Genomic DNA, 26,133 nt, shown 5'->3' with positions numbered 1-26,133 from the left:
CCCGCTCGAGGTACTTAAAAGCTGAAACATTAATGTTTCAGCTTTTTTACTTTAGAAAAAGTAAATTAAAAAAATAAAGAAGTGTATTTCACACTCCTTCTAACTAATAAATTTTTTAGAATTGATTTGTTTTACTCAATTCCTAAACGTTCAAATAAACCTTGAATATCACTAGGATAACGATTATTTTGTTGTTCAAGATTATTCTCAGAAGTATTGTTTTTTGAACCTTTAGGAGTATTAATATTATTTTTAGAATTCGATGTTGTAGTTCTTTTCATGTCTATAGAAGTCTTTGATTTTTTATATTTAGTTCGTTTTTTATTCATTATTGTTAACCTAAAATAATTTACAACTAAGTTAATTATCTATTTTATAAGGGGTTAACATATAGCTGTATAAAATAAACCTTACCCAGATTATAATAATAAAATTAGTAAAATAGAGTTAATTAAATGCGGGTTTTTCCGTAAAAAAAGTAAGGAGAAACCATACAAAGCTTTCTAATAACTTTAGTAAATTTGTATAAATTAAACTTGTCCCCTCCAAAATTATGCGTAACTATTTTATCATAGACAATAACACTCAATCAATTCAAAGCATTAAAAATGTTTTAGAAGATTATTACGAATTTAATTGTATAGGTGCTTCTAGCGAGTACAACAGTGCAATGAATACTATATTAAAAGAAACACCAGATTTAGTTTTTTTTAATATAGATAATATTATTGAAAATCCTTTTAAGTTTGCACAAGAGTTAAATTTATTTAATGATGATTTTCCAGTTTTTATAGCGATATCCTCTTCAAAAGAAAAGGTGTATGATGTTATAAAAAATGGCTTTTTCGATTTTTTATTAAATCCTTTAACAGAGCTAGAAATTCGTAAATCAGTTTTAAAAGTGCTTAAAAAAATACCAGCTCAATCAAGAAAAAATATTTGTTTAAAATCGTATAAAGATTATCAATATTTAAAAACAGATGAAATACTTTTCTTGAAAGCAGACAATAATACTACAGATTTTTATATGAATGATGGTAATATTATTAGCGCTTATAAAACACTTAAAACATTTGAAGCTATTTTACCAAATAATTTTCACAGAATTCATAAGAGTTATATCATTAACAAAAATTTTGTATCTAGAATTCAATATGGTAAATTTATTTGTACTATTAAAAGAAATAGACATGAAGTACCATTTACCAAAACTTATATTGGAAACATAGAAAGTATGAATAAAGACTTATCAGAATATTCATATCAATCCTTAAATTAGGTTTCCCTTTCAAAAAGTACAGTTTCACGTTTACATAGTACTGTTTTACTAAAGATAAGAGTATGTTGGGAGTTAACTATCTTAATTAAAGTACTTTAGTATAAAATAATTATTTATTGCAATTGGTTAACCCATTAAATTAGGGAGTCAATAACATAAGTAGTTAAAGTTAGAACAAATTATAAACATATTTTTTAAATTCTTAAAACTCCCAATATTATGAAAGCAGTTAAATTTATTTTCGCATTTTCTTTATTTTTTATGGCATTTACTTCTTGTACTTCTGATGATTTAGCAGATGACCAATCACTTTATACACAAGATACCGATAATTATCAAGACGCCCTTTTTACAACTGGCGAAGATGGAACTGCTACTGTTGATAATTCGAGAGAATAATAAATTAATAATATATCAATTAACATATTGTTAGTTTAAAAAAGCCTTAAACTTTTGTTTAAGGCTTTTTTAGTAGTTTTGTTTTACAAATTCTTAAAAAACTTGAAAGTTAAATTCCATAATACTGCTGTTGGTTATTTATTTTGCTACTGTTCATTTTTAATGTTAAGTTGTAAGAATGACTTAACATTTAATAAAAATAAGAATAGTGTAAAACATGATAGTATTACACGTTGGATACAACAATCAAAAAACAGAAAACTAGATGTAAATAGTAGAGAGAGAATTTTACAAAAAGCGTATAATTATACCAATATACTAAGTACAGACTCCATTAAAAATAAGTATTATTCAAAAATTGCTTTTGAAGCAGATAATTTGAATGATGTTACTTTATTTAAGAAAGTGAATTTTCAAGCATTAATTTTATCCAAAAAACTTAGGGATACTTTTAAAATAGGAGATGCACATTGGAATTATGCTTCTTATTATTTTAAAAGTGAAGTATTTGACAGTGCTTATTATCATTACCATGAAGCTTACAAAAATTTTAAACTTATAAAGCATGAATATTATACAGCTAAAATGTTGTATAATATGGGGTTTATCCAAGGCCGTTTAAAGGATTATACAGGAAGTGAAGTTTTAATTTTTGAAGCGCTTACCATTTTTAAAAAGTTAAATAAAAATTTAAACATTTATAATTGCTATAATTATTTAGGCTTAGTTTATATGGAGTTGGAAGAATATGATAAGGCAATTTATTATCATAATAAATCACTTGAGTATCTTGAAAAGGTTAAAAATAAGAGGAAAAGTATATTAAAAGAAGGAAGTTTAAGTAATCTAGGGCTAGTTTATCAAAAGCTCAAAGACTATCATAAATCAATTGAAAATTTCGAAAGAGCTTTAGAAAATAATAATTTAAAAAGTAGAAATGTTAATTTGTATGCTCGATTAATTGACAATATTGCATACACAAAATTTTTAGATGGAGATAGTACAAATGTAATTGAAGACCTTTATAAAGCATTTAAAATTAGAGATAGTATCCATAATCTTTCAGGTGTTGTAATTAGTAAGCGGCATTTATCTGAATTTTATGCATTAAAACGAGATACTTTAAAAGCTGTTAAATTGGCTAATGAAGCTTTAAGTTTGGCAAATAAAGTTGAAAATAATAGAGATAAGTTAGAATCCTTACTGTTATTATCCAAAGTAGATAAATTAAATGCGAGTAACTATTTATCAAATTATGTTCATTTAAATGACAGTCTTCAAGTTGAAGAACGAAAAATTAGAAATAAATTCACAAGAATTCGTTTTGAAACAGACGAATATATTGTTGAAACAGAAAAATTATCACAGCAAAAAGTACTAATTATAGTTGGTTCCTTTTTAACTATTTTAATGCTGTCTTTGGCCTATTTTTTAAAAGTTCAAAGAACAAAAAATAAGGAATTATTATTTGAAAGAGAGCAACAAAAATCGAATGAAGAAATTTTTTCTTTAATGTTAAAACAACAATCTAAATTAGAAGAAGGGCGTTTAAAAGAACGACATAGAATTTCTGAAGATTTACATGATGGAGTTTTAGGGAAAATTTTTGGAACTAGAATTGGTTTAGGTTTTTTAACTGTTAATGAAAATGATTCAAAAAAACAGCAATTTTATATAGATGAGCTTCAAAATATTGAAAAAGAAATTAGAGCAATCTCTCATGAATTAAAAAGTGATATTCTATCTTCAAAGGTCGACTTTTATAAAATCATTGAAAATTTAATAGAACAAAAAAGCACATTAGGTAATTTTGAATGCGAAATGAATGCTGATAAAGAAATTTATTGGGATAAAATAAGTGATAAAATAAAAATTAATTTATACCGTATTATACAAGAAGCTTTACAAAACTGTATTAAATATTCCAAAGCAAATAGAGTAGATATTCAATTTGAATTGTTAGATTATAATACCTTAAATTTATTTATTAAAGATAATGGTATTGGTTTTAATATTAATGAGAAAAGAAAAGGAATTGGGTTAAAAAACATGCAATCTAGAGTCAGTAAATTAAAGGGTGTTTTTGAAGTTAATTCTATAATTAACAAAGGAACAACTATCTTTGTATCGTGTTCAATATAAATTTAGAATTATGAGAAATATGTATAATGTTTTAATAATTGATGATCACCCTATAATAGCAGATGCTTATAAAAGTGCTTTTGATTTTATTGGTGCGGAAAATAAAGATGTAAATTTTAATATTACAATAGTTCATAATTCTGACGATGCAATTCAAAAAATTAGTGAAGCATCAAAAACGAAAGGAATAGATATTGTTTTTTTAGATATTTCATTACCTCCTTCTACTGATGGAAAAATATTATCGGGTGAAGATATTGGTATTAAAATTAGAGAACTACTACCTGAATGTAAAATAATTGTTGCTACAACTTTTAATGATAATTATAGAATACAAGTTGTTCTAAAAAATGTAAACCCTGATGGTTTTTTAATAAAAAACGACATTAATAAGGATGAATTAGTAACTTCAATAAAAACAGTTATGGGTAATTCTCCATATTATAGCAAATCTGTATTAGAATTATTTCGTAGACAAACTTCAATAGATTATAGACTAGATAAAATTGATAGACAATTATTGCACGAAATGTCTATTGGTACAAAAATGAAAGAGCTACCAAATATTATCCCAATGTCAATGGCAGGTATAGAAAAAAGAAAAAAACAGTTAAAATCTATTTTTGATGTTCAGGAGAATGATGATAGAGCGTTAATTTTAAAAGCGAAAGAAAAAGGGTTTATATAATTTTATACAAACCCTTTTGCTATAAAAAAAGTCTTCGGGGCTGATTTATTTATCCTTATAGCTACTTCAAATGTAGGGTAAATTGCAGTTACTAAAAATTATATGTTACCTTATTTGTACTAATTGAACAATGTTTATGGATTCAGCATATAATAGTAGGGGAAAACCCTATTTTTTTTCAAAATTTTCAAAATTTGCTATAAAAGAAATAGATGAACAAGATATTAAGAAAAGTTTAACACATTATATATGGTGAAATGTACATCCAAAACGACAGAGTAACTTATATTGTCTATTTTTGACAAATTATAATAAAAGAAACAGACTTTTAATATGAAAAAAATAATTTTACTTCTATTCTTATTAGTTTTTAGTGTCTCAAGTTTTTCCCAAATTTATGATCCAGTAAAATGGTCAACATCTGTAGATAAAATATCAGACTCAGAATTTGATTTAATTATAACAGCCACTATTGAAGAAGGTTGGCATTTATATTCTCAAAATGTACCAGAAAATGGGCCAATAGCTACATCATTTAATTTTGAAAAAAATGATGATTATGAATTAGTAGGAAGCACAATAGAAGAGGAAGGTCATACAGTTTTTGATGCCGTTTTTCAAATGGAAATTAAATATTTCGAAGAAAAAGCAATGTTTAAGCAACGGGTTAAAATACTTTCTAAAAAAACGTCTACTATTGTTGGTGAATTAGAATTTATGGTGTGTGATGATGAAAGTTGTTTACCTCCAACAGTTGTTGATTTAAATTTTAAAATTTCAGAAAAAAACCCTGAAACTATCGATTTTAATAAACAAAAATCAAAAGAAATAGTAAAAGAAATTAAAACCCAAAAAAATAAAAAATCGTCTAATAAAAGTTTATTAACCATATTTATTATTGCATTCTTTTCTGGTTTTGCGGCTTTATTAACACCTTGTGTATTTCCAATGATACCAATGACGGTGAGTTTTTTTACCAAACAAAGTAAAAGTAAAGCAGCTGGAATTAAAAATGCAACTATTTATGGTTTATCAATCATTGTAATTTACACCCTTTTAGGAACAATTGTAAGTGCTGTATTTGGAGCAGATGCTTTAAATGCACTATCAACCAATGTTTGGTTTAATGTTATTTTCTTCTTATTGTTAGTCATATTTGCAGTATCGTTTCTAGGTGCATTTGAAATAGTATTGCCAAGTTCTTGGGGGACAAAAGTAGATGCTCAGGCTGATAGAGGAGGAATTATCGGAATATTTTTTATGGCACTAGCATTAGCTATCGTTTCATTTTCTTGTACAGGCCCAATTGTTGGTTATTTATTGGTTGAAGCTGCCGTTGGTGGAAGTCAAATTGGCCCAATAGTTGGAATGTTAGGGTTTTCATTAGCGTTGGCAATTCCATTTGCATTATTTGCAGCATTTCCTGGCTGGTTAAATTCTTTACCAAAATCAGGCGGTTGGTTAAATACCGTAAAAGTTGTTTTAGGCTTTTTAGAATTAGCATTGGCATTTAAATTTTTATCAAATGCCGATTTAGTGTTACAATTACACTGGTTAGAGCGTGAAGTTTTCTTAGCAATTTGGATTACAATTTTTGGAGCACTGGCATTTTATTTATTCGGAAAAATTCAATTACCACATGATTCACCTTTAGAACATATTTCAGTAGGAAGATTGAGTTTAGGATTAGTTGTAATGTCCTTTACTATTTATATGATTCCCGGTTTATGGGGAGCACCATTAAATTTAATAAGCGCATTTCCACCAGCACAACATTATGCAGAATCTCCTTATGGCGTAGGATTTACCAAACTTGGAGGAGGAGCTAATGTAGCTGATAATCATTATGATATTCCTGATGGAGCACATATGATGGCGCCACACAATATTTTGGCTTTTAATGATTATAACAAAGGATTGGCGTATGCAAAAAAAGTAAATAAACCTATATTACTCGATTTTACAGGCTATGCCTGCGTAAATTGTAGAAAAATGGAACAAAATGTTTGGGTAAAAGATAAAATACTACCTATACTTAAAAACGATGTGGTTTTAATATCTTTATACGTTGATGATAAAAGAAAATTAGCAGAAAGTGAGATAATTGATTCTAAGTTAAGGCCAGGAAAAAAATTGAAATATATTGGACAAAAGTGGAGTGAATTTCAAACCATTAAATATGGCGCAAATGCACAACCTTTTTACGTATTAATGAATCATAATGAAGAAAATTTAAATGACCCGGCTGCCTATACGCCAGATGTAGAAGAGTACTATGCTTGGTTAAAAGAAGGTATAGGGAGGTTTAATAAAATTGATTTTAATTTTTAAATGAGTTGGAATAACAATAAAATAAATTAATAATGAATACAATTTCAACTAAACCATCTAAGTTAGAAACTTATTTTCAACAATTTAGAAAGCATATTGTAGGTATAAATAAAACTTTTCAATCGCCTTATGGAGAAAAAAAAATTATTTATACTGATTGGACTGCTAGTGGAAGATTGTATCGCCCAATTGAAGAAAAGTTAGTAAATGAATTTGGGCCTTTTGTAGCGAACACACATACAGAAACTTCAATCACGGGTTCAGTTATGACCATGGCATATCACAAAGCTAGAAATATAATTAAGGAACACGTAAATGCAACTGAAGAAGATGTTTTAATAACTTCTGGAACTGGAATGACAGGAATGATTAACAAATTTCAACGTATTTTAGGGTTGAAAGTTTCAGAAAATCTAAAAGAATACACCAAGATTCCAGATGAATTAAAACCTATTGTTTTCATTACGCATATGGAGCATCATTCTAACCAAACTTCTTGGTTAGAAACTATTGCCGATGTTGAAATAATTCCTTGCCAAGATTCTGGGTTAATATGTTTTAATAGTTTTAGAGAATTATTGGTTAAATATAAAGAAAGACCCATAAAAATAGCCTCTGTAACAGCATGTTCAAACGTTACAGGAATTAGGACTGAATATCATAAAATAGCTGAAATCATTCATAAACACGGAGGTTTATGTTTTGTTGATTTTGCCTGCTCAGCACCGTATGTTAATATAGATATGCATCCCGAAAATGAAAATGCTTATTTAGATGCTATTTTCTTTTCTCCACACAAATTTTTAGGTGGTCCAGGAACTTCAGGGGTCTTAATTTTTAATAAAAAATTATATAAAAATATTGTTCCTGATAATCCAGGCGGAGGAACCGTAAATTACACAAACCCTTGGGGAGATCGTGATTATATTGATGATATTGAAACTCGTGAAGATGGTGGAACTCCTGGTTTTTTACAAGCTATAAAAATTGCCCTTTCAATTCAGTTAAAAAATCAAATGGGCGTTGAAAATATTTTAGCTAGAGAACATGAAATTAATGAGATTATTTTTGATAAACTATCAAACATACCGAACCTTAAAATTTTAGCCAGACAGCATAAAGATAGGCTAGGGATTTTTTCTTTTTTTATTGAAGATATCCACTTTAATTTAGTAGTAAAGATATTAAATGATCGATTTGGAGTTCAAACTCGTGGAGGTTGTTCTTGCGCTGGTACTTATGGACATTTTTTATTGCATGTTGATGAACAAACATCGAAAGGTATTGAAGAACAAGTAACTGAAGGTTGTTTAATTGATAGACCAGGTTGGATTCGTATGTCTATTCATCCAACAATAACAAATACAGAAGTATTTTACGTTTGTGAAAGTATAAAACAAGTTGCTAAAAATATTAAAGAATGGTCTGAAGATTATACCTATAACGGTGATAAAAATGAATTTATTCATAAAACTGCCAAACTAATAGAAATAGATATTGTAAATAATTGGTTTAAGTAATATTTTTTGGGATAAAGTTTTTTATATATTTGAAGAATTAAAACAAATAGTTAATGGATAATTTTATTTTCTTTATAAAACAAGGTCTTTTTCATGTACTAGATTGGAATGCTTATGACCATATTTTATTTTTAGTTGCATTAGCAATTGTTTATGATTTTAAAAATTGGAAAAAGGTATTATGGTTAATTTCATTCTTTACAATTGGTCATACTTTAACATTAATTTTAGCAGCTTACAAAATAGTTTCAGTAAATATAAATTGGATTGAATTTTTAATTCCAGTTACTATAATTATTACGGCATTGGTAAATATTTTATACGTAAAAGGAACTGCAAAAAACACCAAAACAAATATAAATTTATTTTTCGCATTATTTTTCGGATTAATTCATGGGTTAGGATTTTCAGGATATTTTAAAATGCTTGTTGGTAGTTCAAATAATAAATTTATTCCCTTGCTAGAGTTTGCTTTAGGAATAGAAATGGCACAAATAATAATAGTTTTAATCGTGTTATTTGCAGGGTTTATTTTTCAAACTATTTTTCGTTTTTCAAAAAGAGATTGGATACTTATAATATCATCAATTGTAATTGGAATAGTATTACCAATATTAAAAGGGGCTATTTTTTGGTAAAAATTTAACTTTGAGTTAGTGAGAATCTTTTTACATTAGTAATTACCTTTAATTTATGAATAATAAACAACAAAAATACGATGATGCATATATGCGAATGGCGCTTGAGTGGGCAAAATTATCGCATTGTGAAAGGAAACAAGTAGGTGCATTAATTGTGAAAGATAGAATGATTATTTCTGATGGTTTTAATGGTACACCAACAGGTTTTGAAAATCCTTGTGAAGAAAATAATCTTACAAAATGGTACGTTTTACATGCAGAAGCAAATGCAATATTAAAAGTTGCAGGCTCTACACAATCTTGTAAAAATTCTACGTTATACATAACGTTATCACCTTGTAGAGAATGTAGTAAATTAATACATCAATCAGGAATTAAAAGAGTAGTTTATGCAAATGCTTATAAAGACACTTCGGGATTAGAGTTTCTAAAAAAAGCAGGTGTAGAACTCACACATCTTAAAAAATAAGAATGACGAAAAGAAAAGCGAATACACCAATTTTTATAGGAATATCTATTGCTATTGGTATTTTAATAGGAAGTACATTTAATTATAAAAATAAATCAGTTTTATTTAGTTCTAACACAAACGAAGCTAAAATAAAAAAATTGATTAACTATATACAATATGACTATGTAGATAAAGTAGATACGGATAGTTTATTAGATGGTGCTATTACTAATATGTTGATAAAGTTAGATCCTCATTCGGTTTATATTCCAAAAGAAGAATTAAAGCGAGTTACTGAAAGCATGCAAGGTAAATTTGTTGGAATTGGGGTGGCTTTTTTAATGCATGAAGATTCTGTAGTTGTAACAAGTGTTTTGGAAGGTGGTCCAAGTGAAAAAGCAGGGATTAAAGCAGGAGATCGAATTATAGTTGCTAATAAAGATACATTATTTGGAAAAAGTATAGTTAGCAAAGCGCAACTTAACGATAAAGAAATAGGAACCATTTTGGGTGGTAGGAAAATTAGTGATGCAGTAATGAATTCGCTAAAAGGAGAACCTGAAACTACAGTTAATATTGATATTTATAGACGATCGAGCAATGAAATTATAGAAATACCAATAATACGAGGTGAAGTTTCAATAAAAAGTGTTTCATCTTATTATATGATAAATGAAACTTTAGGATATATTAATATTGATAGATTTGCAAGAACCACTTATAATGAATTTAAAAAGGGTTTAGATGAATTAATTTCCAAAGGAATGAATTCCTTGGTGCTTGATTTAAGAGGTAATCCAGGAGGCTTTATGGATATTGCAAATAGTATTATTGATGAGTTTTTAGAAGATGGAAAATTAATTGTTTTTACTAAAAATAAAACAGGTGAAGTAGATAGATATTATGCAACGAGCAATGGTGATTTTGAAAATGGGAAAGTATATGTTTTAATTGATCAAAACTCGGCTTCAGCTAGTGAAATAGTGGCTGGCGCACTTCAAGATAATGATAAAGGCATTATTGTTGGTCGTCGTTCTTTTGGAAAAGGGTTAGTGCAACGAGAAATGGATTTAGGAGATGGATCAGCAGTTCGGTTAACAACATCTCGTTATTATACTCCAACAGGTAGATCTATTCAAAAACCTTACAATAACAAAGACACTAAGAAATATAATAACGATTATGTGGAGAGAATTCATAATGGTGAATTAATTTATAAGGACAGTATAAAAGTTGATGGTCATTTAAAATACACGACACCAAAAGGAAAAGTTGTTTATGGTGGTGGAGGTATAATTCCTGATGTTTTTGTGGCTATTGACACTGCAAATACCTACAGTACTAGATTATATAGTAAATTAAACAATTTTGTGTTTAAATATATTGATACTCATAGAACAGAAATGAGTAAGTGGGAGCTGAATGATTTTGTTGAAGAATTTGATAATGATAATATAGTTTTTAAGGAATATATTAATCAATTAGATTTAAATTCACCAATTTACCCAAAAGAAAGAGAAAATTTAAAAATTTACCTAAAAGCTCTTATTGCTCGTAGTTTGTTTCAAGAAACAGGTTATTTTATGATTACCAACAAAAGAGATCCAATGATTTTAAAAGTGTTAGAATTAGAAGCTGGTAAAAATTAGAAGGAATACATATCTTTAATCACTTAATTCGTACAAATTTTGACAACCAACAAAAAAATATACTTTGCTTCAGATCAGCATTTTGGTGCGCCTACAATTCAACAAAGTAAAATTCGTGAGCAAAAGTTTGTAAGTTGGTTAGATTCTATAAAAAACGATGCTAAAGTCATTTTTTTATTAGGTGATTTATTCGATTTTTGGTTTGAATATAAAAAAGCAGTACCTAAAGGATTTGTTCGTGTTTTAGGGAAATTAGCAGAATTAAGAGATGGTGGAATTCAAATTCACTTTTTTGTGGGTAATCACGATCTTTGGATGCGAGATTATTTTGAAACAGAATTAAATATTCCTGTATATCATAAACCAAAAGAATTTGTATTTAATAATAAAACTTTTTTAATAGGTCATGGAGATGGTTTAGGACCTGGTGATAAAGGGTATAAACGAATGAAAAAAGTATTTACCAGCCCAATTTCAAAATGGTTGTATAGATGGTTACATCCTGATATTGGAATACGTTTAGCACAATATTTATCGGTAAAAAACAAATTAATTTCAGGTGAAGAGGATGTGAAATTTTTAGGTGATAAAAATGAATGGTTGGTACAATATTGTAAAAAGAAACTGTTAGAAAAACACTACAATTTTTTTGTATTTGGGCATCGTCACTTACCACTTGAAATTTTAATTTCTGAGAATTCAAAATATATTAATACGGGTGATTGGATTACCCATTTCACGTATGCTGAATTTAACGGAGAAGAATTATTCTTAAAAAGAATTTCACATAAAAAGGAGGCTAATTAGCCTCCTTTTTATGTGAAATTTGGTACTTTATTTTAGAATTTATAGCTAATACCTGCTTTTAAAATGGTACCATTAAATCCAAATTGATTTACTTCCCAAGGATATTTGAAACGTCCACCAAGGTCAGTAACAAAATCACCTTTAGTATCAATAGCATCAGGATATACATTTAATAAATTATTTATAGATAAACTAACAGCTACTTTTTCAGAAAAATCATATCCAAAGTTTAAGTCTGTAACAACTTTACCATCAAATGTTTGATCTTTAGAGGGATCACTTGCATGTTGCCAAGTAACTTCACCAAAATAAGTGTTATTTAATTGTGCGCTAAATTTATCTAAATCATAATCAAAACCTAATATAATTTTAGTTTTTGGTCTTGAATCTGTAATTCTAGCTTGCTCTTTTCGGTTAAAGATATCGTAGCCGTTATCAGCTAAAACTTGAGGTGTTGCAATTTGACCTACTATTTTTATGTTATTAAAATTTCCAGCAAAATGAATACCTAATGTTCCACTACCAACTTCAATATTTGAATAACTAGCCATAAAGTCAGCACCAGTAGTTTCAGTATTTACAGCATTAATAAAAAACTTAATACTTGTAACACTGTAATCATTTAAAATTTGTTCAACAGGGTTTATTGTATTATCGTCTCCGTCAAATCCAACTTCACCAGTAAATAAAACTCTATCATCAACATCAATTTTATAGAAATCTAATGAGAATAAGAAGTTTTTAGCTGGTTTAAAAGTAAAACCAGCTGAAAGGTTTTTAGAAGTTTCAGCATGTAATTGAGGTACACCTAAACCATCGCGAATTACTGGGTCTACATTGTTAAAAGTTCCTTGATTAGAAATAGTTCCACCAGAAACCAATGTTTGAATATTACTTAAGTATATTTGATGTAAAGAAGGAGCTCTAAAACCCGTCCCATAAGAAGCACGTAAAGCGCCTTTATTTCCTAATTTATAACGTGAACTTATTTTCCATGAAGAGTTACTTCCAAAATCAGAAAAATCTTCATAACGTACAGCTCCACCAACTAAGAAATCTTTAGAAGCATCCCAATCAAGACCAGCGTATACACCAAAATTGGTTCTGTCTTCATTTACGGCATTTGCTGGTTGAATACCTGGAAAAGATTGTGCTCCACCTCCAAAATAAGAATCTGGCTCACCAGCATCAGCTTTAAATACTTCTTTTCTCGCTTCTGCTCCCAAAGAAATACTTATATCTCCATAGTTTTTACTTAAATCAAAATTTGCAATTAAGTTACTAAAAGAATATCCACCTGCGTTAAAATTAGTTGGGCTTGCAGCACCTAAATCAGGGTTTAAAGTATTTCCAATAGTGTAATCAACAGAGTTGATACCAAAAGTTCCACTTAAATCTGCGTTAAATCCGAATAAATCAAATTTTAAACCAATACTATTCATAAAGTCTGTTATATCAGTCTCAAATGTAGGCTGAAACCCTTGGTATTCTGTTCCGGAATCATGCAATAAATTGAAAGGATCTGGAACCCAGTATGGAGTTCTATATAATGCAAAACTAGTCCCTTTACGAGTGTTTAAGCCTCCAAATGAGTAAAATTCAGCTGCATTATTTTTAAAAGGAAGTGCCATATTGTAAAAAAGCTCACCTTTTTCCATTTCTGGCTGACCAACAGTCATTCCCATATCAGGGTTTTCTTGTAACCAAGGAAGTGTTCCGTTTAAAATTGCATCATCTCCAAAAATAACACCAAATAATCCATCACCACCAGGTTCTCCAGCCCTGTTTGTATATTCTTGCTTGTAATATGCTAATGTAAAGTTTGCATAACCACCATTTTCACCTAAGGTTAAAGTTGAATTTACATCAGCTCCAATATTAAAACCATCTCCTTCAGTTGTGATTCCTGAATTAAGGTTTAAAGTAGTGTATTCAACATTTTTCTTTAAGATAATGTTAATTACACCTGCAATTGCATCAGAACCATATTGTGCAGAAGCTCCATCTCTTAGAACTTCAATTCTTTCAATGGCGGCAGTTGGAATACTTTTCATATCTGTACCAACTTCACCTTTTCCAGGAGTATCATTAATATACACTAAAGCACTTTGGTTTTTACGTTTACCATTTACCAGTACTAGTGTTCTACTAGGGCCTAAACCTCTTAAGTCAGCTGGATCAAAATGCGCAGTTGCATCAGAAATAGTCTGGTTAGATGAATTGTAAGATGGGACTTTGTATGTCAACATTTGATCAATACTTGTTTGCCCACTCGATTTTAATTCACTCACACCAATATTATCAATTGGCACAGGAGAATCTAAAACTGTACGAGGCTTTGCTCTGTTTCCTGTTACAATAACTTCATCTAAACCAACACTTTCTTCAGCTAAAGAAATTATAATATTGCTGCTTGTAGTTATGTGTAATTTTTGTGTTTTAAAGCCAATAAAACTAGCTTTTAAATTGGTAGGTAATTTTGAAATTTTTAATTGAAAATTTCCATCTGTATCAGATGTTGTGCCATTAGAAGTTCCATCTTCTAAAACTGAAACAAAAGGAATACCTTCGCCTTTTGAGTTTACTACTTTACCAGAAACTGTAGTCTGGGACCAAGTTAAAATAGGTATAAATAGTAATAACGTAAAAAATTGTAATGATTTTTTCATTTAGTTAAAATTTAAATAGTTGGCAAATATTAAAAAAATGTTAAAATTATCCTAATTTATCCATTTGCTTATTGTTAAATAAAAAGGTTTTATATAACGAAAAATTTAATTTTTATTTAAAAATAAAATTAAAAATTCAATAAAACACTTAAAAGGTTTAATTATATATAATTAAATATTACTATAAATGGATTGAGGTATAGTTTTCATAAAAATACAATTTATGCATTTTTAATATTGAATTATAAATTACTTAATTAGAATTTTCTAATGTTAAAATCTTATTAAACCTATTGTTTTACTCACAGTTTTAACCAATTTTTAACAAGATTTAAAAAAATATTTATGCTATTTGCATTGTGTTATAAAGTATGTTAAATTCACGCCGTTAAATACAATAAAAATGATTGAAGAAAATAACGTTTCGATAGATATTAAAGCTATCAATGAAAAGATAGAAAAAGAAAGTGCTTTTGTTGATTTACTAATGATGGAAATGAACAAAGTAATTGTTGGTCAAAAACATATGATTGAACGTTTACTTATTGGTTTACTTGGTAATGGCCATATTTTATTAGAAGGTGTCCCTGGGTTAGCAAAAACACTTGCAATTAATACCTTAGCTAAAGCTATTGACGCAAAGTTTAGTAGAATTCAGTTTACGCCAGATTTATTGCCAGCCGATGTTATTGGAACGATGATTTATAGTGTAAAGGATAACGATTTTACCATTAAAAAAGGACCAATTTTTGCAAATTTTGTATTGGCAGATGAAATAAACCGTGCGCCAGCCAAAGTACAATCAGCTTTATTAGAAGCTATGCAAGAGCGTCAAATTACTATTGGTGATACAACTTTTAAGTTAGATGAACCATTTTTAGTAATGGCAACTCAAAATCCGATTGAACAAGAAGGAACTTATCCCTTACCTGAAGCGCAAGTTGACCGTTTTATGCTAAAAACAGTTATAGATTACCCAAAATTAAATGAAGAGCAATTAATTATGCGTCAGAATTTAAAGGGGAGTTATGACAATGTAAATGCAGTAGCATCCATTGAACAAATTAACCGTGCAAGACAAGCTGTGAAGGAAGTATATATGGATGAGAAAATTGAAAAATATATACTAGACTTAATTTTTGCAACACGTTACCCTGATAAATACAATTTATCAGATTTAAAAGGATTGATAAGTTTTGGAGCTTCACCTCGTGGAAGTATCAATTTAGCAATGGCTGCAAAATGCTATGCTTTTATTAGACGTAGAGGTTATGTAATTCCTGAAGATGTTCGTGCAGTAGTGCATGATGTATTACGTCACAGAATTGGAATTACATACGAAGCTGAAGCCGAAAATGTAACTTCAGAAGATATTATTAATAAAATTGTAAATGAAGTAGAAGTACCATAAAATGTTTAAATGTTTAATTGGTTAAATGTTTAATCGGTTAAACTTGTTACAATTACACGATTTAACAATTCAACAAATAAACCAAAATTGGATACTAAAGAAATACTTAAAAAAGTTCGAAAAATAGAGATTAAGACACGCCGTTTGTCTGATCATATTTTCTCTGGCGAATATCATAGTTCGTTTAAAGGACGAGGTATGACTTTTTCTGAAGTACGCCAATATCAATACGGAGATGATGTAAGAGCAATTGATTGGAATGTTACCGCTCGTTATAATGAACCTTATGTAAAGGTTTTTGAAGAAGAACGTGAGTTAACTATGATGTTAATAGTTGATGTAAGTGGTTCAGAATTTTTTGGAACTACACAACAATTTAAAAGAGATACAATTACTGAAATTGCTGCAACATTAGCATTTTCAGCAATTCAAAATAATGACAAAGTAGGTTTGCTATTATTTTCTGATGAAGTTGAACTATTTATTCCTCCAAAAAAAGGAAAAAGTCACGTATTAAGAATTATTAGAGAATTGATAGAGTATCAGCCTAAAAGTACCAAAACAAATATTTCTGAAGCATTAAAATTTTTGTCGGGTGTAATGAAGAAAAAAGCCATTGTTTTTGTTTTGTCTGATTTTATGGATGCTAATTATGAGCAAACATTAAAAATAGCTGGAAAAAAACACGATATAACAGGAATTAGAGTATTTGATAAGCACGATGTTTCAATTCCAAATTTAGGGATGGTACTCCTGTTAGATGCCGAAACTAGAAAAACAATGTTGGTAAATACTGCATCAAAAAGTGTTAGAAATGGTTACCAAGCACATTATTTAGAAATGGTTGATTATTTCGAAAAATCTTTTAGTCATAGTGGTTCTGGTATTATTAGTACTCGAATTGATGAAAGTTATGTGAAAAAATTATTAGGCTATTTTAAAAATAAAGGCGCAAGATAAATGATGGCTTTGAATAGCTTGAAATAGGGAAAAATGAAAAAAAGAGTCGTTTATATATTATTTTTAATTGGTTTTGTTGGGTTTACCCAAGAAAATCCTGTTTCAGTAGAAACAGATACTACAACTATTAAAATTGGAGAGCAAATTCAATATAAAATAGCAGTAAACGAAACAAATAATGTTGTATTTCCAAAATTACAATTAGATAGTTTAGGAAAGGTTGAGGTTGTAGAATCACTTCCTATTGACACTATAAAAAATAGGTTAGAAAAGAAATATCTACTAACGAGTTTTGATAGTGGCCAATATGTAGTACCAAAACAATTGGTGCTTATTAATAATAAACAATTTTTTACAGATTCACTTTTGGTACATGTGGCAACAGTAAAAGTTGACACGCTGAAACAAAAAATGTTTCCTATAAAATCTATTAAAAAGGAACCTAAAATTTTTGACGACTACAAACATTTATTGTGGTGGCTAATTCCAATTTTAATTTTAGTAGCCGTTATTTTATATGTTATTTTCAGAAAGAAAAAGAAAAATACGGCTCCAAAAGTATATATTGCTCCAATTAATGAAGCTTTACAGCGCTTAAAAGAATTAGACGATAAGCAATTATTACAACAAAATAAAATTAAAATTTACTATTCAGAACTTACAGATATTGTAAGAACTTATATTGAAAAAGATGTTCATATTCCGGCATTAGAATCAACCACAAATGAGTTGATTGAAACGATTAACGATTTTAATGAATCTAGTAATTTAGGAATATCTAAAGAAACTATTCAGCAGTTAAAAGAGGTATTACAAAGTGCCGATTTGGTGAAATTTGCTAAATCTAAACCAATTATTGATGAGATTAGAAACGATAGAACTATTGTTGAAGATATACTTAAAAACACACAACACGCTGTTCATATAAACGAAGTTAAAGAAAAAAACAAGAATGTAAATGATGAAGTATTTGTTGAAATTGCTCCTAAAAAGAAAAGTAATTTAATAAAGTACATTTTAATTTTTATAGCTGTTTTTATAATCGGTATTGGAACAGCAGGGTATTTTGGATATAGCTATATAAAAGACAAGTTTATTGGAAATATTACTTCAGAAATGAAAGATAAACAGTGGTACACATCGTCTTATGGTTATCCCGCAATAAGTATTGAAACACCTGAAATACTACAAGTACAATCGGTTGAAATTCCAGATAATTTAAAACCAATTATTGAAGATGTTACAACTTATAATTATGGTAGCTTAATTAGTAATTTTTATGTTGAAGTAACTTCTACCAGCTTTGTAAATGAGTTAGAAAATTTTGATTTTAACGCAGGTATTAAATCCACATTACAACAAATAGCACAAAAAGTTGGAACAACTTTTACAAACCTATATCAAGAAATAAGAATTAATAATGGTATTGAAGGTAGAATTGTAACTGCTAATTACGAATTGAAAAACCCAGTAACTCAAGAAATGAATAGTAATATATTAACCTTATTGTTTTTTGCAGACACTAAAAATATTCGTCAGGTAATTATAACACAATTAGCTTCAGATAAAAATGCAGAGGAAGTGAATGAAAGAATAGTAACATCAATTTCTTTAAACCCGTAAATTATGTTACAGAATTTTGAATTTTTAAATCCGCAGTTTTTATGGTTATTAATATTAATACCATTATTAGCAGTATGGTATTTTTTAATTAGAAACAGTGATAGTGCAACATTAACCATTGCAAGTACAAAAGGGTTTGAAGTAAAACCTTCGAAACTTGCTAAATTAAAACCATTATTATATGTTTTAAGATTACTAGCCTTAACTTTATTAATAGTTGCTTTAGCAAGGCCAAGAAATGTTGAAGTGAGTAAACGAACCAAAACAAATAAAGGAATTGATATAGTAATGGCAATTGACGTTTCAGCAAGTATGTTAGCGCGCGATTTAAAACCAAATCGTTTAGAGGCTTTAAAAATTGTTGCCACAGAATTCGTAAACCAACGCCCAAATGATAGAATTGGAATTGTAGTTTATGCAGGTGAAAGTTTTACACGAACACCAATTACAAGTGATAAAAGAATTATTAGAAATACTATTTCTGAAATTAAATGGGGAGATTTAGATGGTGGAACAGCCATTGGAATGGGTTTAGGATCTGCCGTAAATAGATTAAAAGAGAGCAAAGCCAAGAGCAAGGTTATAATTTTATTAACCGATGGTGTAAATAATACAGGTTTTGTAGACCCAAAAACAGCCACAGAATTAGCAATAGGACTTGGAATAAAAGTATACACAATTGGCTTAGGAACAAATGGTACAGCATCTTTTCCTTATGCAAAAGACCCAACTACAGGAAAGCTACTTTTTAGAAGTTCACCTGTTGAAATTGATGAAGATTTACTTCGTTATATAGCAAAAGAAACAGAAGGTAAATATTTTAGAGCTACAGATAATTCTAAATTAAAAGCTATTTATAACGAAATTAATAAGCTAGAAAAAACCGAAATAGAAGAGTTTAAATATTATAATTATCAGGAAAAATATAGATTTTTAGTTGCTTTAGCAAGCTTGTTAATTTTACTTGAAATTGTATTAAAACATACTATATTTAGAAGTTTTATTTAAAAAAAGTGTCATTCCTGCGAAGGCAGGAATCCAAATTACAGTTAAATAGATTCCTGCCTTCGCAGGAATGACAAAAGGTTTGAAGATTAAAAGATTAGTTAAAACTAAAACAATAAACAGTTTAACAAATAAACAAGAAATAATTTAACTAAATAAACGATTACACAATAATTATGTATCAAATAGAAGAACCAACATATTTCTTATACTTAGCAATTATTCCAGTAATATTTGTGTTGTTTTTTTTGGTGCTTTGGTGGAAAAAGAGAACTCAAAAACAATTTACAGATTATAATTTAATTCAAAAATTGAGCCCTTCTTCATCTACATTTAAATCAATTTTAAAAATCACAATGGTAAGTTTAGCATTGGGTTTTTTAATTATTTCATTAACAAATCCTAAAATGGGGACAAAGTTAGAAACAGTAAAACGCCAAGGTGTAGATATTGTTTTTGCGTTAGATGTTTCTAAAAGTATGTTGGCTGAAGATATTGCGCCAAGCCGTTTAGATAAAGCCAAACAAATTATCACAAAAATTATTGATAATTTGGGAGGTGATAGAGTAGGAATTATTATTTATGCAGGAAACTCATATCCTTTATTACCAATAACTACGGACCATGCTGCTGCAAAAATGTTTTTACAAAATGCCAATCCAGATATGGTTTCTAGTCAAGGAACGGCAATTAATGAAGCTATTGAAAAGGCAATTACGTATTATGATAATGAAGCGCAAACAAATCGGTTTTTATTTATAGTTTCCGATGGTGAAGATCACGAAGAAAATACCATTACTTTAGCTCAAGAAGCGCAAAAAGAAGGAATTAAAATTTATACTATTGGTGTTGGTTCAAGTGAAGGCGGTCCAATTCCAATGAAAAATATTGGTGGAGGAATTAGTTATAAAAAAGATAGTAAAGGAGAGGTTGTAATTACCAAAATGAATGAGCAAGTTTTAAAAGACATTGCTTATGAAGGAAAAGGGAAATATATAAACGGGAATAAAACTCAGGAAACAATTAACCATATTAAAGATATATTAGCAAAAGCTGAAAAAAACGAGTTTGAATCCAAACAATTTTCAGATTATAAAGATCAATTTCAATGGTTTATAGGATTTGGAATTTTATTTTTAATAATTGATGTACTATTGCTTGAAAAGAAAACAAAATGGATTCAAAAATTGAATTTATTTAATCAAACGGACCCTTTAAATAATAGCAAGTAGATGAAAAATAACATACTTATATTATTTTTATTTATTACAGCATTGGTTTTTTCTCAGCAAAAAAATCAAAAGGAGTTGGAGCGTGAAGCTAGAGAAAATGTAAGGGAAGGAAATGAGCTTTACAACAAACTAAAATTTAAAGAGGCTGAAATTGCCTATAAAAAAGGATTGTCTAAAAAACCAAATTATCCAACAGCTTCCTATAATTTAGGAAATGCAATTTATCAACAAGATAGAAATAAAGAAGCTGTAAGTCAGTTTGAATTGGTTGAAAAAACCTTCAATAAAAAAATGAGTAAAGCAGAAGCTTATCACAATATGGGGAATTCTTTTATGAAGGAAAAACAGTATGATAAAGCTGTAGAAGCATTTAAAAATTCTATGAGAAATAATTCTAAAGATGATGAAACTCGTTATAATTTAGCAATGGCGCAAGAATTATTAAAACAACAACAGCAAGATAATAAAGACAACAAGGACAATAAAAAGAATAATAAAGATAATAAGGACGATAAAAATAATAAAGATAAAAAAGGAGGAGACAAAGAAAGGAAAAATGATAAAAATAAAGATAAGGACAAGGGAAAAGATAAGAAAGATGATAAAGGGGATAAAAAGAAAGAGAAGAAACAAAATCAAAAACCACGCCCAAATCAATTGTCTCCACAGCAAATAAAACAATTGCTAGAAGCAATGAATAATGAAGAAAATAAAACACAAAAAAAACTAAATGCTAAAAAAGCAAAAGGTAAAAAAATAAAACAAGAAAAAGACTGGTAAAAAATGAAAATGATGAAGCTTTACATACTAGCTGTTTTACTATTTACAACACATGTTGTTTTTGCTCAAATTGAGTTTAAAACTAATGTAAGTAAGAATAAATTAGGCGTTAATCAACGTTTTAAAATAGAATTTACTGTAAATAAGCAAGGTGCAGATAATTTTGTAGCACCTTCATTTACTAATTTTAAAATTGTTGGTGGCCCAAGTTCATCTGTGAATCAATCTTGGATAAATGGTAAAGTAAGTTATTCACAGGCTTATATTTATATTATTCAACCTAAAAAAATTGGAGAGTTTACAATTGAACCTGCAAAAATTGAATATAAAGGAGAAATTATAATTTCAAATTCAGTTAAAATAACTGTTACCAAAGAAGTTGAAATTCCAAAAGACCCTAATAATCCAAACTATATTGCACAACAAAGTGTTCATTTGGTAGCTGAAGTATCAAATTTAAGACCGTATGTTGGTGAAGGTATTTATGTAGTTTATAAATTATTTGTAAGTGAAAATATAAATTTAAATGGCTCACGAATTACAGAATCTCCTCAATATAAAGGTTTTTGGAATCAAGATATTGTAGTAAAAGATGTAAACTTCAAAAGAGGAAAGTACAATGGTGAAAACTATAGATACGTTATACTTAAAAAGGCCGTTTTAATTCCACAGCGTTCAGGTAAATTAAAAATTGAACCTATTGAAATGGATTTTTCTTTAGGAATTCCAACAGGAAGGGGTGATTTTTTTGGAAATATGATTACTAGAAATATTAATTATTCAACCAAATCAACCGTAAGAAATGTGACCGTAAAGGCATTACCAGAAGAAGGAAAACCAATAGATTTTTCAGGAGCCGTTGGTGAATTTGACTTTAAAGTATTAGCCAATAAAAAGGTGTTAAAAGCAAATGATGCTGCTCAAATTAAAGTTGAAATTTCAGGTAGAGGGAATTTAAAATTATTTGAAATACCTAAAATAACCACTCCTGTAGAATTAGAAGTGTACACGCCAGAACATAAAGAGCAAGTTTCAACATCATTAAATGGTTTAAGAGGAAGTATTTCAGACACATACACCGTAGTTCCACAATTTAAAGGAAAATATAAAATTCCTGAAGTAGCATTTTCTTATTTTAATACGAAAGAAAAAAAATATAAATCAATAACTTCTGAAGCTATTATTGTTGATGTTACGGAAGGAAAAGAAGTACCTTCAGCAAATAATACTACAAATATTACCCAAAAACAACAGGTAATTTCTAACGATAATAATTTTAGGTTCATTGCTTTAAACACCACTTTAAAACCTAAAATTGAAGAAGAATTTTTAAATTCAATATTGTTTTATTTATTATTATTAGTACCGTTTTTAGCTATTCCAATTGGAATTATAATTGGGAATAGACGCGCGAAAAGAGCTGGAGATGTGTTTGGTAACAAGATTAGAAAAGCCGATAAACTAGCGCGTAAATATTTATCTGCAGCAAAAAAACAATTAGGAAATCAAGAAGCGTTTTATATTGCGTTAGAAAGAGCATTGCATAATTTCTTAAAAGCGAAGCTTCGTATTGAAACTTCAGAGATTTCCCAGGAGCGAATTACAGAAATTTTGCAGCGTAAAAGTGTTGAGGTATCAACAATAGAAGAGTTTGTTGCCGTATTAAACAATTGTGATTTTGCACGTTATACACCAACAACAAATGTAATGATGAATCAAGATTTTGAAAAGGCGAAAAATATAATTGCTAAAATTGATAAATACTTGTAATATGAAAAATATATTATTTACCATAGCATTATTTATTAGTTTGGTTGCTGTTTCACAAACAGCAGATGAATTATTTTCTAAAGCAAATAAATTATATCAAACAGGAAAATATACGAAAGCTATCGAGTTGTATTCAAGCATTGAAAAACAAGATTTAATATCAGATAATCTTTTTTTTAATTTAGGAAATTGTTACTATAAATTAAATAAAGTAGCACCTTCAATTTACTATTATGAAAAGGCTTTAAAGATAAATCCAAGACATGAAGATGCATCTATTAATTTAGCATTTGCCAAACGTATGACAATTGATGTAATTGAAGATTTACCTAAAACTTTTTTACAACGATTTTCTACAAGCGTAATTCAAAAATTACCTTTTGATACTTGGGCTATAATAGCTGTTGTAGCATCTTTTTTAGCATCGATTTTATTTTTGCTGTATCATTTTTCGTTTTCATCTAAAAAGAAGTTGTTTTACTTCAATACCTCCATTTTTACTGTATTTGTATTAATAATTACAGTATTTTTTGCATTTCAGAACTACAAAACAGTGCAAAAGGACCGAACCGCTATTATTTTTGTTGCAAGGGTTGAAATAAAAAATGCTCCGTCAACAAGCAGTGAAGAAGTTTTTGAACTTCATGAAGGTACTAAAGTTATTGTTTTAGATGAGTTAGATAATTGGAAAAAAATTAAAATAGCTGATGGAAAAGTTGGTTGGATTTACGCCGACGATTTAAAAGAAATTTAGTTAGATAAAAGTTCCATTATTTTTTCTTTTAGCTCTTTTCCGTGAATATTTACAGCAATAATTTCTCCACTTGCATTAATTAAAAAATTTGTTGGTAATGAAGTAATTCCATATTCTTGAGAAATTGCAGTGTTAAACCCTTCTAAAGTTGAAACTTCAGTCCATATTCGATTATCTTGTTTTAATGCTTTTAACCAACGCTCTTTTTTTGAGTCTAAAGAGATTCCATAAATTTCAAATCCTTTAGAGTTATAAGAGGTATATAATTCGTTAAGTAGCACACTTTCTGTTCTGCAAGGCGGACACCAACTAGCCCAAAAATCAATTAAAGTATATTTCCCTTTAACTGAATCTAAATTTACTATTTTATGTTGTGAATTAGGCATTTTAATGTTAGTAATTGTACTTCCAACACTTGTTTTTTTAAGTAATAAAAGTTTATTTTTAAGTTTTTGAGTGACCTCTAAATTTGGATGTTCTTCTTCAAAATTTGAAATTAATTCTTGTAAAAAAGATAAATTTCTATCACCGTTCCAACGTAATGAAGTTGCATAAATAGCTATTGAAGTTCCCATATTTTCTTTTACAAAATCAATTAGTTCATCTTGATGCTTTTTGTAGTTTGTTACTTCAAGCTCTCTTAACGTGTTTATTTTAATATGATTAATAGTATCTTTTTGAAGCGATTTAATTTCAATCCGAACAGAGGTTACCAATCTGTTTAGTGATTCTTTTCTAAATAACTCATACGCATTTAACAGTTGAGTGTCAAAAGAACCAGTTACATTTAAATTAGTAGTTGAGGTTCCATTAATTGTAATATTTTGACCTTTATCAATTGCTAGTTGAATCGTTTTTTTATCAAAAGTTAAGTTATAAATATTAGGTTCTAAAAAATAGACTGAATTAAACACTCCCTTAATATTAACTTTTAAAGTGTCAATAATTATTGTTGATTTTTTTTGAAGATTATCAATTTTAGAAAGTACAATAAAATTAGTATTTAAACTGTCAATTTTTCCCGAAATACTAAATGAATTTGGTTTTTTTGAAGTGCAACTAGTTAGGAGTATCACACTAATTATAGTAATAAAAAAACTATTTTTTAAAAGCATAAAAATTTAAATTAAGTTTCAGTTTTGACGTTAGTTTTTCAATTTCCTAACAAAAATCAGATAGTATAAGTTATTCAGAAATAATTTTTTCAGATTCTTCTTCCGCAATTTTTAAAAAATTAGGAAAAAGTGTAGGAGCTAAGTTTTTAACAGGTTCATATAAAATAGACTCTTCTTTATGCTCATCAGAAATAAAAGGAATAGTATTGTTTAATTTAGTAAATACTAACAAAATAATGCTTAATATGAAGCCAATTTTAAGTGCTCCAAAAACACCACCCAGTATTTTATTTAACAAACCTAAAGCGGCAAAATTAGCCATTTTTGTAAGCATTTTACCAAGCAAAGCAATTACTAAAACAATAATTGCAAATGTAATTGCAAATGAAACAATTGTAATATAACGCTCGTCCCAAGAAACTTTTTCAACTAATAAATCTCCAACAAAATACGAAAAATGGATGGCACCGTAAACACCGGCAATTAATGCTATTAAAGAAGCAACTTCAACAAACAAACCTTTTAACAAACCTCTAATAAACCCAAAAATTAAAAGAGCTGCAATTATAACATCAAAAGTATTCATATAATAGTTTTTGTAAATATACATGAATCGATTTGTATATTTGCAGCTAACTAAAATATTCAAATGTCAAGAGATCAAAAATTAAAAGAAGATTACGAACTTGTTCTTCAGGTTTTAACCACAAAGTTTGGGGAAGGAGAACAACTTAATTTAGATGCTATTATTTATTTAATTGGCGTACAGGAATTAGGAAAAGGGACTATTGAATATAAGAAAGATGATAAGATAAATTTAATGCACATTGCGATTTGTAGATTATTGGAACCATTTGGGTATTATGAGTTTGATTTTTTTGATGAAGAAGGTTGGCCTCATTATAAA

Annotated in this window: 23 protein-coding genes; 19 read left to right on the top strand and 4 right to left on the bottom strand. The window is 28.5% G+C overall.

Going from position 1 to position 26,133, the window contains the following annotated elements; genetic code table 11:
* Positions 1 to 131: 131 nt before the first annotated feature.
* On the bottom strand, positions 132 to 329 hold the full coding sequence (locus QM495_RS06615) for a hypothetical protein (protein WP_408671324.1): 198 nt from the start codon (positions 327 to 329) through the stop codon (positions 132 to 134).
* A gap of 224 nt (positions 330 to 553) precedes the next feature.
* On the opposite strand from QM495_RS06615, the gene QM495_RS06610 reads away from it, so the two are divergent.
* The 10 genes from QM495_RS06610 (at position 554) to QM495_RS06565 (ending at position 11,907) form a co-directional block, all read left to right on the top strand.
* The gene (locus QM495_RS06610) at positions 554 to 1,279 is read left to right on the top strand and encodes a LytR/AlgR family response regulator transcription factor (RefSeq protein ID WP_408671323.1); all 726 of its coding nucleotides are present in this window, start codon (positions 554 to 556) and stop codon (positions 1,277 to 1,279) included.
* Between the two features lie 219 nt (positions 1,280 to 1,498).
* Positions 1,499 to 1,678 (top strand): hypothetical protein, encoded by a 180-nt coding sequence (locus QM495_RS06605; protein ID WP_408671322.1) that lies wholly within the window; start codon positions 1,499 to 1,501, stop codon positions 1,676 to 1,678.
* Positions 1,679 to 1,780: 102 nt separating this feature from the next.
* A complete protein-coding gene (locus QM495_RS06600) occupies positions 1,781 to 3,820 on the top strand; it encodes a tetratricopeptide repeat protein (protein WP_408671321.1) in 2,040 nt (679 codons plus the stop codon).
* A gap of 10 nt (positions 3,821 to 3,830) precedes the next feature.
* Entirely contained in the window at positions 3,831 to 4,508 is a 678-nt protein-coding gene (locus QM495_RS06595; RefSeq protein WP_408671320.1) for a response regulator, read from the top strand.
* Between the two features lie 333 nt (positions 4,509 to 4,841).
* Positions 4,842 to 6,839 (top strand): cytochrome c biogenesis protein CcdA, encoded by a 1,998-nt coding sequence (locus QM495_RS06590; RefSeq protein ID WP_408671319.1) that lies wholly within the window; start codon positions 4,842 to 4,844, stop codon positions 6,837 to 6,839.
* Positions 6,840 to 6,871: 32 nt separating this feature from the next.
* Entirely contained in the window at positions 6,872 to 8,359 is a 1,488-nt protein-coding gene (locus QM495_RS06585; RefSeq protein WP_408671318.1) for an aminotransferase class V-fold PLP-dependent enzyme, read from the top strand.
* Between the two features lie 53 nt (positions 8,360 to 8,412).
* The gene (locus QM495_RS06580; protein WP_408671317.1) at positions 8,413 to 8,997 is read left to right on the top strand and encodes a HupE/UreJ family protein; all 585 of its coding nucleotides are present in this window, start codon (positions 8,413 to 8,415) and stop codon (positions 8,995 to 8,997) included.
* Between the two features lie 55 nt (positions 8,998 to 9,052).
* Positions 9,053 to 9,469 carry a deoxycytidylate deaminase gene (locus QM495_RS06575; RefSeq protein ID WP_408671316.1) on the top strand — a complete coding sequence of 139 codons (417 nt, stop codon included), beginning with the start codon at positions 9,053 to 9,055 and terminating at the stop codon, positions 9,467 to 9,469.
* 2 nt (positions 9,470 to 9,471) lie between these two features.
* Positions 9,472 to 11,100, top strand: coding sequence for a S41 family peptidase (locus QM495_RS06570; RefSeq protein WP_408671315.1), 1,629 nt, complete (start codon positions 9,472 to 9,474; stop codon positions 11,098 to 11,100).
* Positions 11,101 to 11,139: 39 nt separating this feature from the next.
* Positions 11,140 to 11,907, top strand: a complete 768-nt coding sequence (locus QM495_RS06565) for a UDP-2,3-diacylglucosamine diphosphatase (protein WP_408671314.1) — start codon at positions 11,140 to 11,142, stop codon at positions 11,905 to 11,907.
* Between the two features lie 32 nt (positions 11,908 to 11,939).
* Here QM495_RS06565 and QM495_RS06560 read toward each other — a convergent pair whose 3' ends face one another.
* Positions 11,940 to 14,576, bottom strand: coding sequence for a TonB-dependent receptor (locus tag QM495_RS06560; protein ID WP_408671313.1), 2,637 nt, complete (start codon positions 14,574 to 14,576; stop codon positions 11,940 to 11,942).
* 403 nt (positions 14,577 to 14,979) lie between these two features.
* On the opposite strand from QM495_RS06560, the gene QM495_RS06555 reads away from it, so the two are divergent.
* The 8 genes from QM495_RS06555 (at position 14,980) to QM495_RS06520 (ending at position 24,111) form a co-directional block, all read left to right on the top strand.
* Complete coding sequence (locus QM495_RS06555; protein ID WP_408671312.1) at positions 14,980 to 15,987, top strand: AAA family ATPase; 1,008 nt, start codon at positions 14,980 to 14,982, stop codon at positions 15,985 to 15,987.
* 87 nt (positions 15,988 to 16,074) lie between these two features.
* Positions 16,075 to 16,947, top strand: a complete 873-nt coding sequence (locus tag QM495_RS06550; protein ID WP_408671311.1) for a DUF58 domain-containing protein — start codon at positions 16,075 to 16,077, stop codon at positions 16,945 to 16,947.
* A 33-nt stretch (positions 16,948 to 16,980) separates the two neighbouring features.
* Positions 16,981 to 18,570: a hypothetical protein gene (locus QM495_RS06545; protein WP_408671310.1), complete on the top strand. Its 1,590-nt coding sequence runs from the start codon at positions 16,981 to 16,983 to the stop codon at positions 18,568 to 18,570.
* 3 nt (positions 18,571 to 18,573) lie between these two features.
* A complete protein-coding gene (locus QM495_RS06540; protein ID WP_408671309.1) occupies positions 18,574 to 19,578 on the top strand; it encodes a vWA domain-containing protein in 1,005 nt (334 codons plus the stop codon).
* A gap of 173 nt (positions 19,579 to 19,751) precedes the next feature.
* A complete protein-coding gene (locus QM495_RS06535) occupies positions 19,752 to 20,807 on the top strand; it encodes a VWA domain-containing protein (protein ID WP_408671308.1) in 1,056 nt (351 codons plus the stop codon).
* Entirely contained in the window at positions 20,808 to 21,587 is a 780-nt protein-coding gene (locus tag QM495_RS06530) for a tetratricopeptide repeat protein (protein WP_408671307.1), read from the top strand.
* A gap of 3 nt (positions 21,588 to 21,590) precedes the next feature.
* The gene (locus QM495_RS06525) at positions 21,591 to 23,357 is read left to right on the top strand and encodes a BatD family protein (RefSeq protein ID WP_408671306.1); all 1,767 of its coding nucleotides are present in this window, start codon (positions 21,591 to 21,593) and stop codon (positions 23,355 to 23,357) included.
* Position 23,358: 1 nt separating this feature from the next.
* Positions 23,359 to 24,111, top strand: a complete 753-nt coding sequence (locus QM495_RS06520; protein WP_408671305.1) for a tetratricopeptide repeat protein — start codon at positions 23,359 to 23,361, stop codon at positions 24,109 to 24,111.
* Here the strand turns inward: QM495_RS06520 and QM495_RS06515 are convergent.
* Positions 24,108 to 25,187: a TlpA family protein disulfide reductase gene (locus QM495_RS06515; protein ID WP_408671304.1), complete on the bottom strand. Its 1,080-nt coding sequence runs from the start codon at positions 25,185 to 25,187 to the stop codon at positions 24,108 to 24,110. The genes QM495_RS06520 and QM495_RS06515 overlap by 4 nt on opposite strands.
* 109 nt (positions 25,188 to 25,296) lie before the next feature.
* Positions 25,297 to 25,812: a CvpA family protein gene (locus QM495_RS06510; protein WP_408671303.1), complete on the bottom strand. Its 516-nt coding sequence runs from the start codon at positions 25,810 to 25,812 to the stop codon at positions 25,297 to 25,299.
* Between the two features lie 63 nt (positions 25,813 to 25,875).
* Between QM495_RS06510 and QM495_RS06505 the strand changes: the two genes are divergently transcribed.
* The coding region (locus tag QM495_RS06505) for a hypothetical protein (RefSeq protein ID WP_408671302.1) at positions 25,876 to 26,133 on the top strand (258 nt) is incomplete at its 3' end.

The organism is Lutibacter sp. (genome assembly GCF_046055765.1).
In the GTDB taxonomy this organism is placed as follows: domain Bacteria; phylum Bacteroidota; class Bacteroidia; order Flavobacteriales; family Flavobacteriaceae; genus Lutibacter.
The sequence above is the reverse complement of the archived record's forward strand: the minus strand, read 5'-3'. Positions and strand labels throughout refer to the sequence as shown.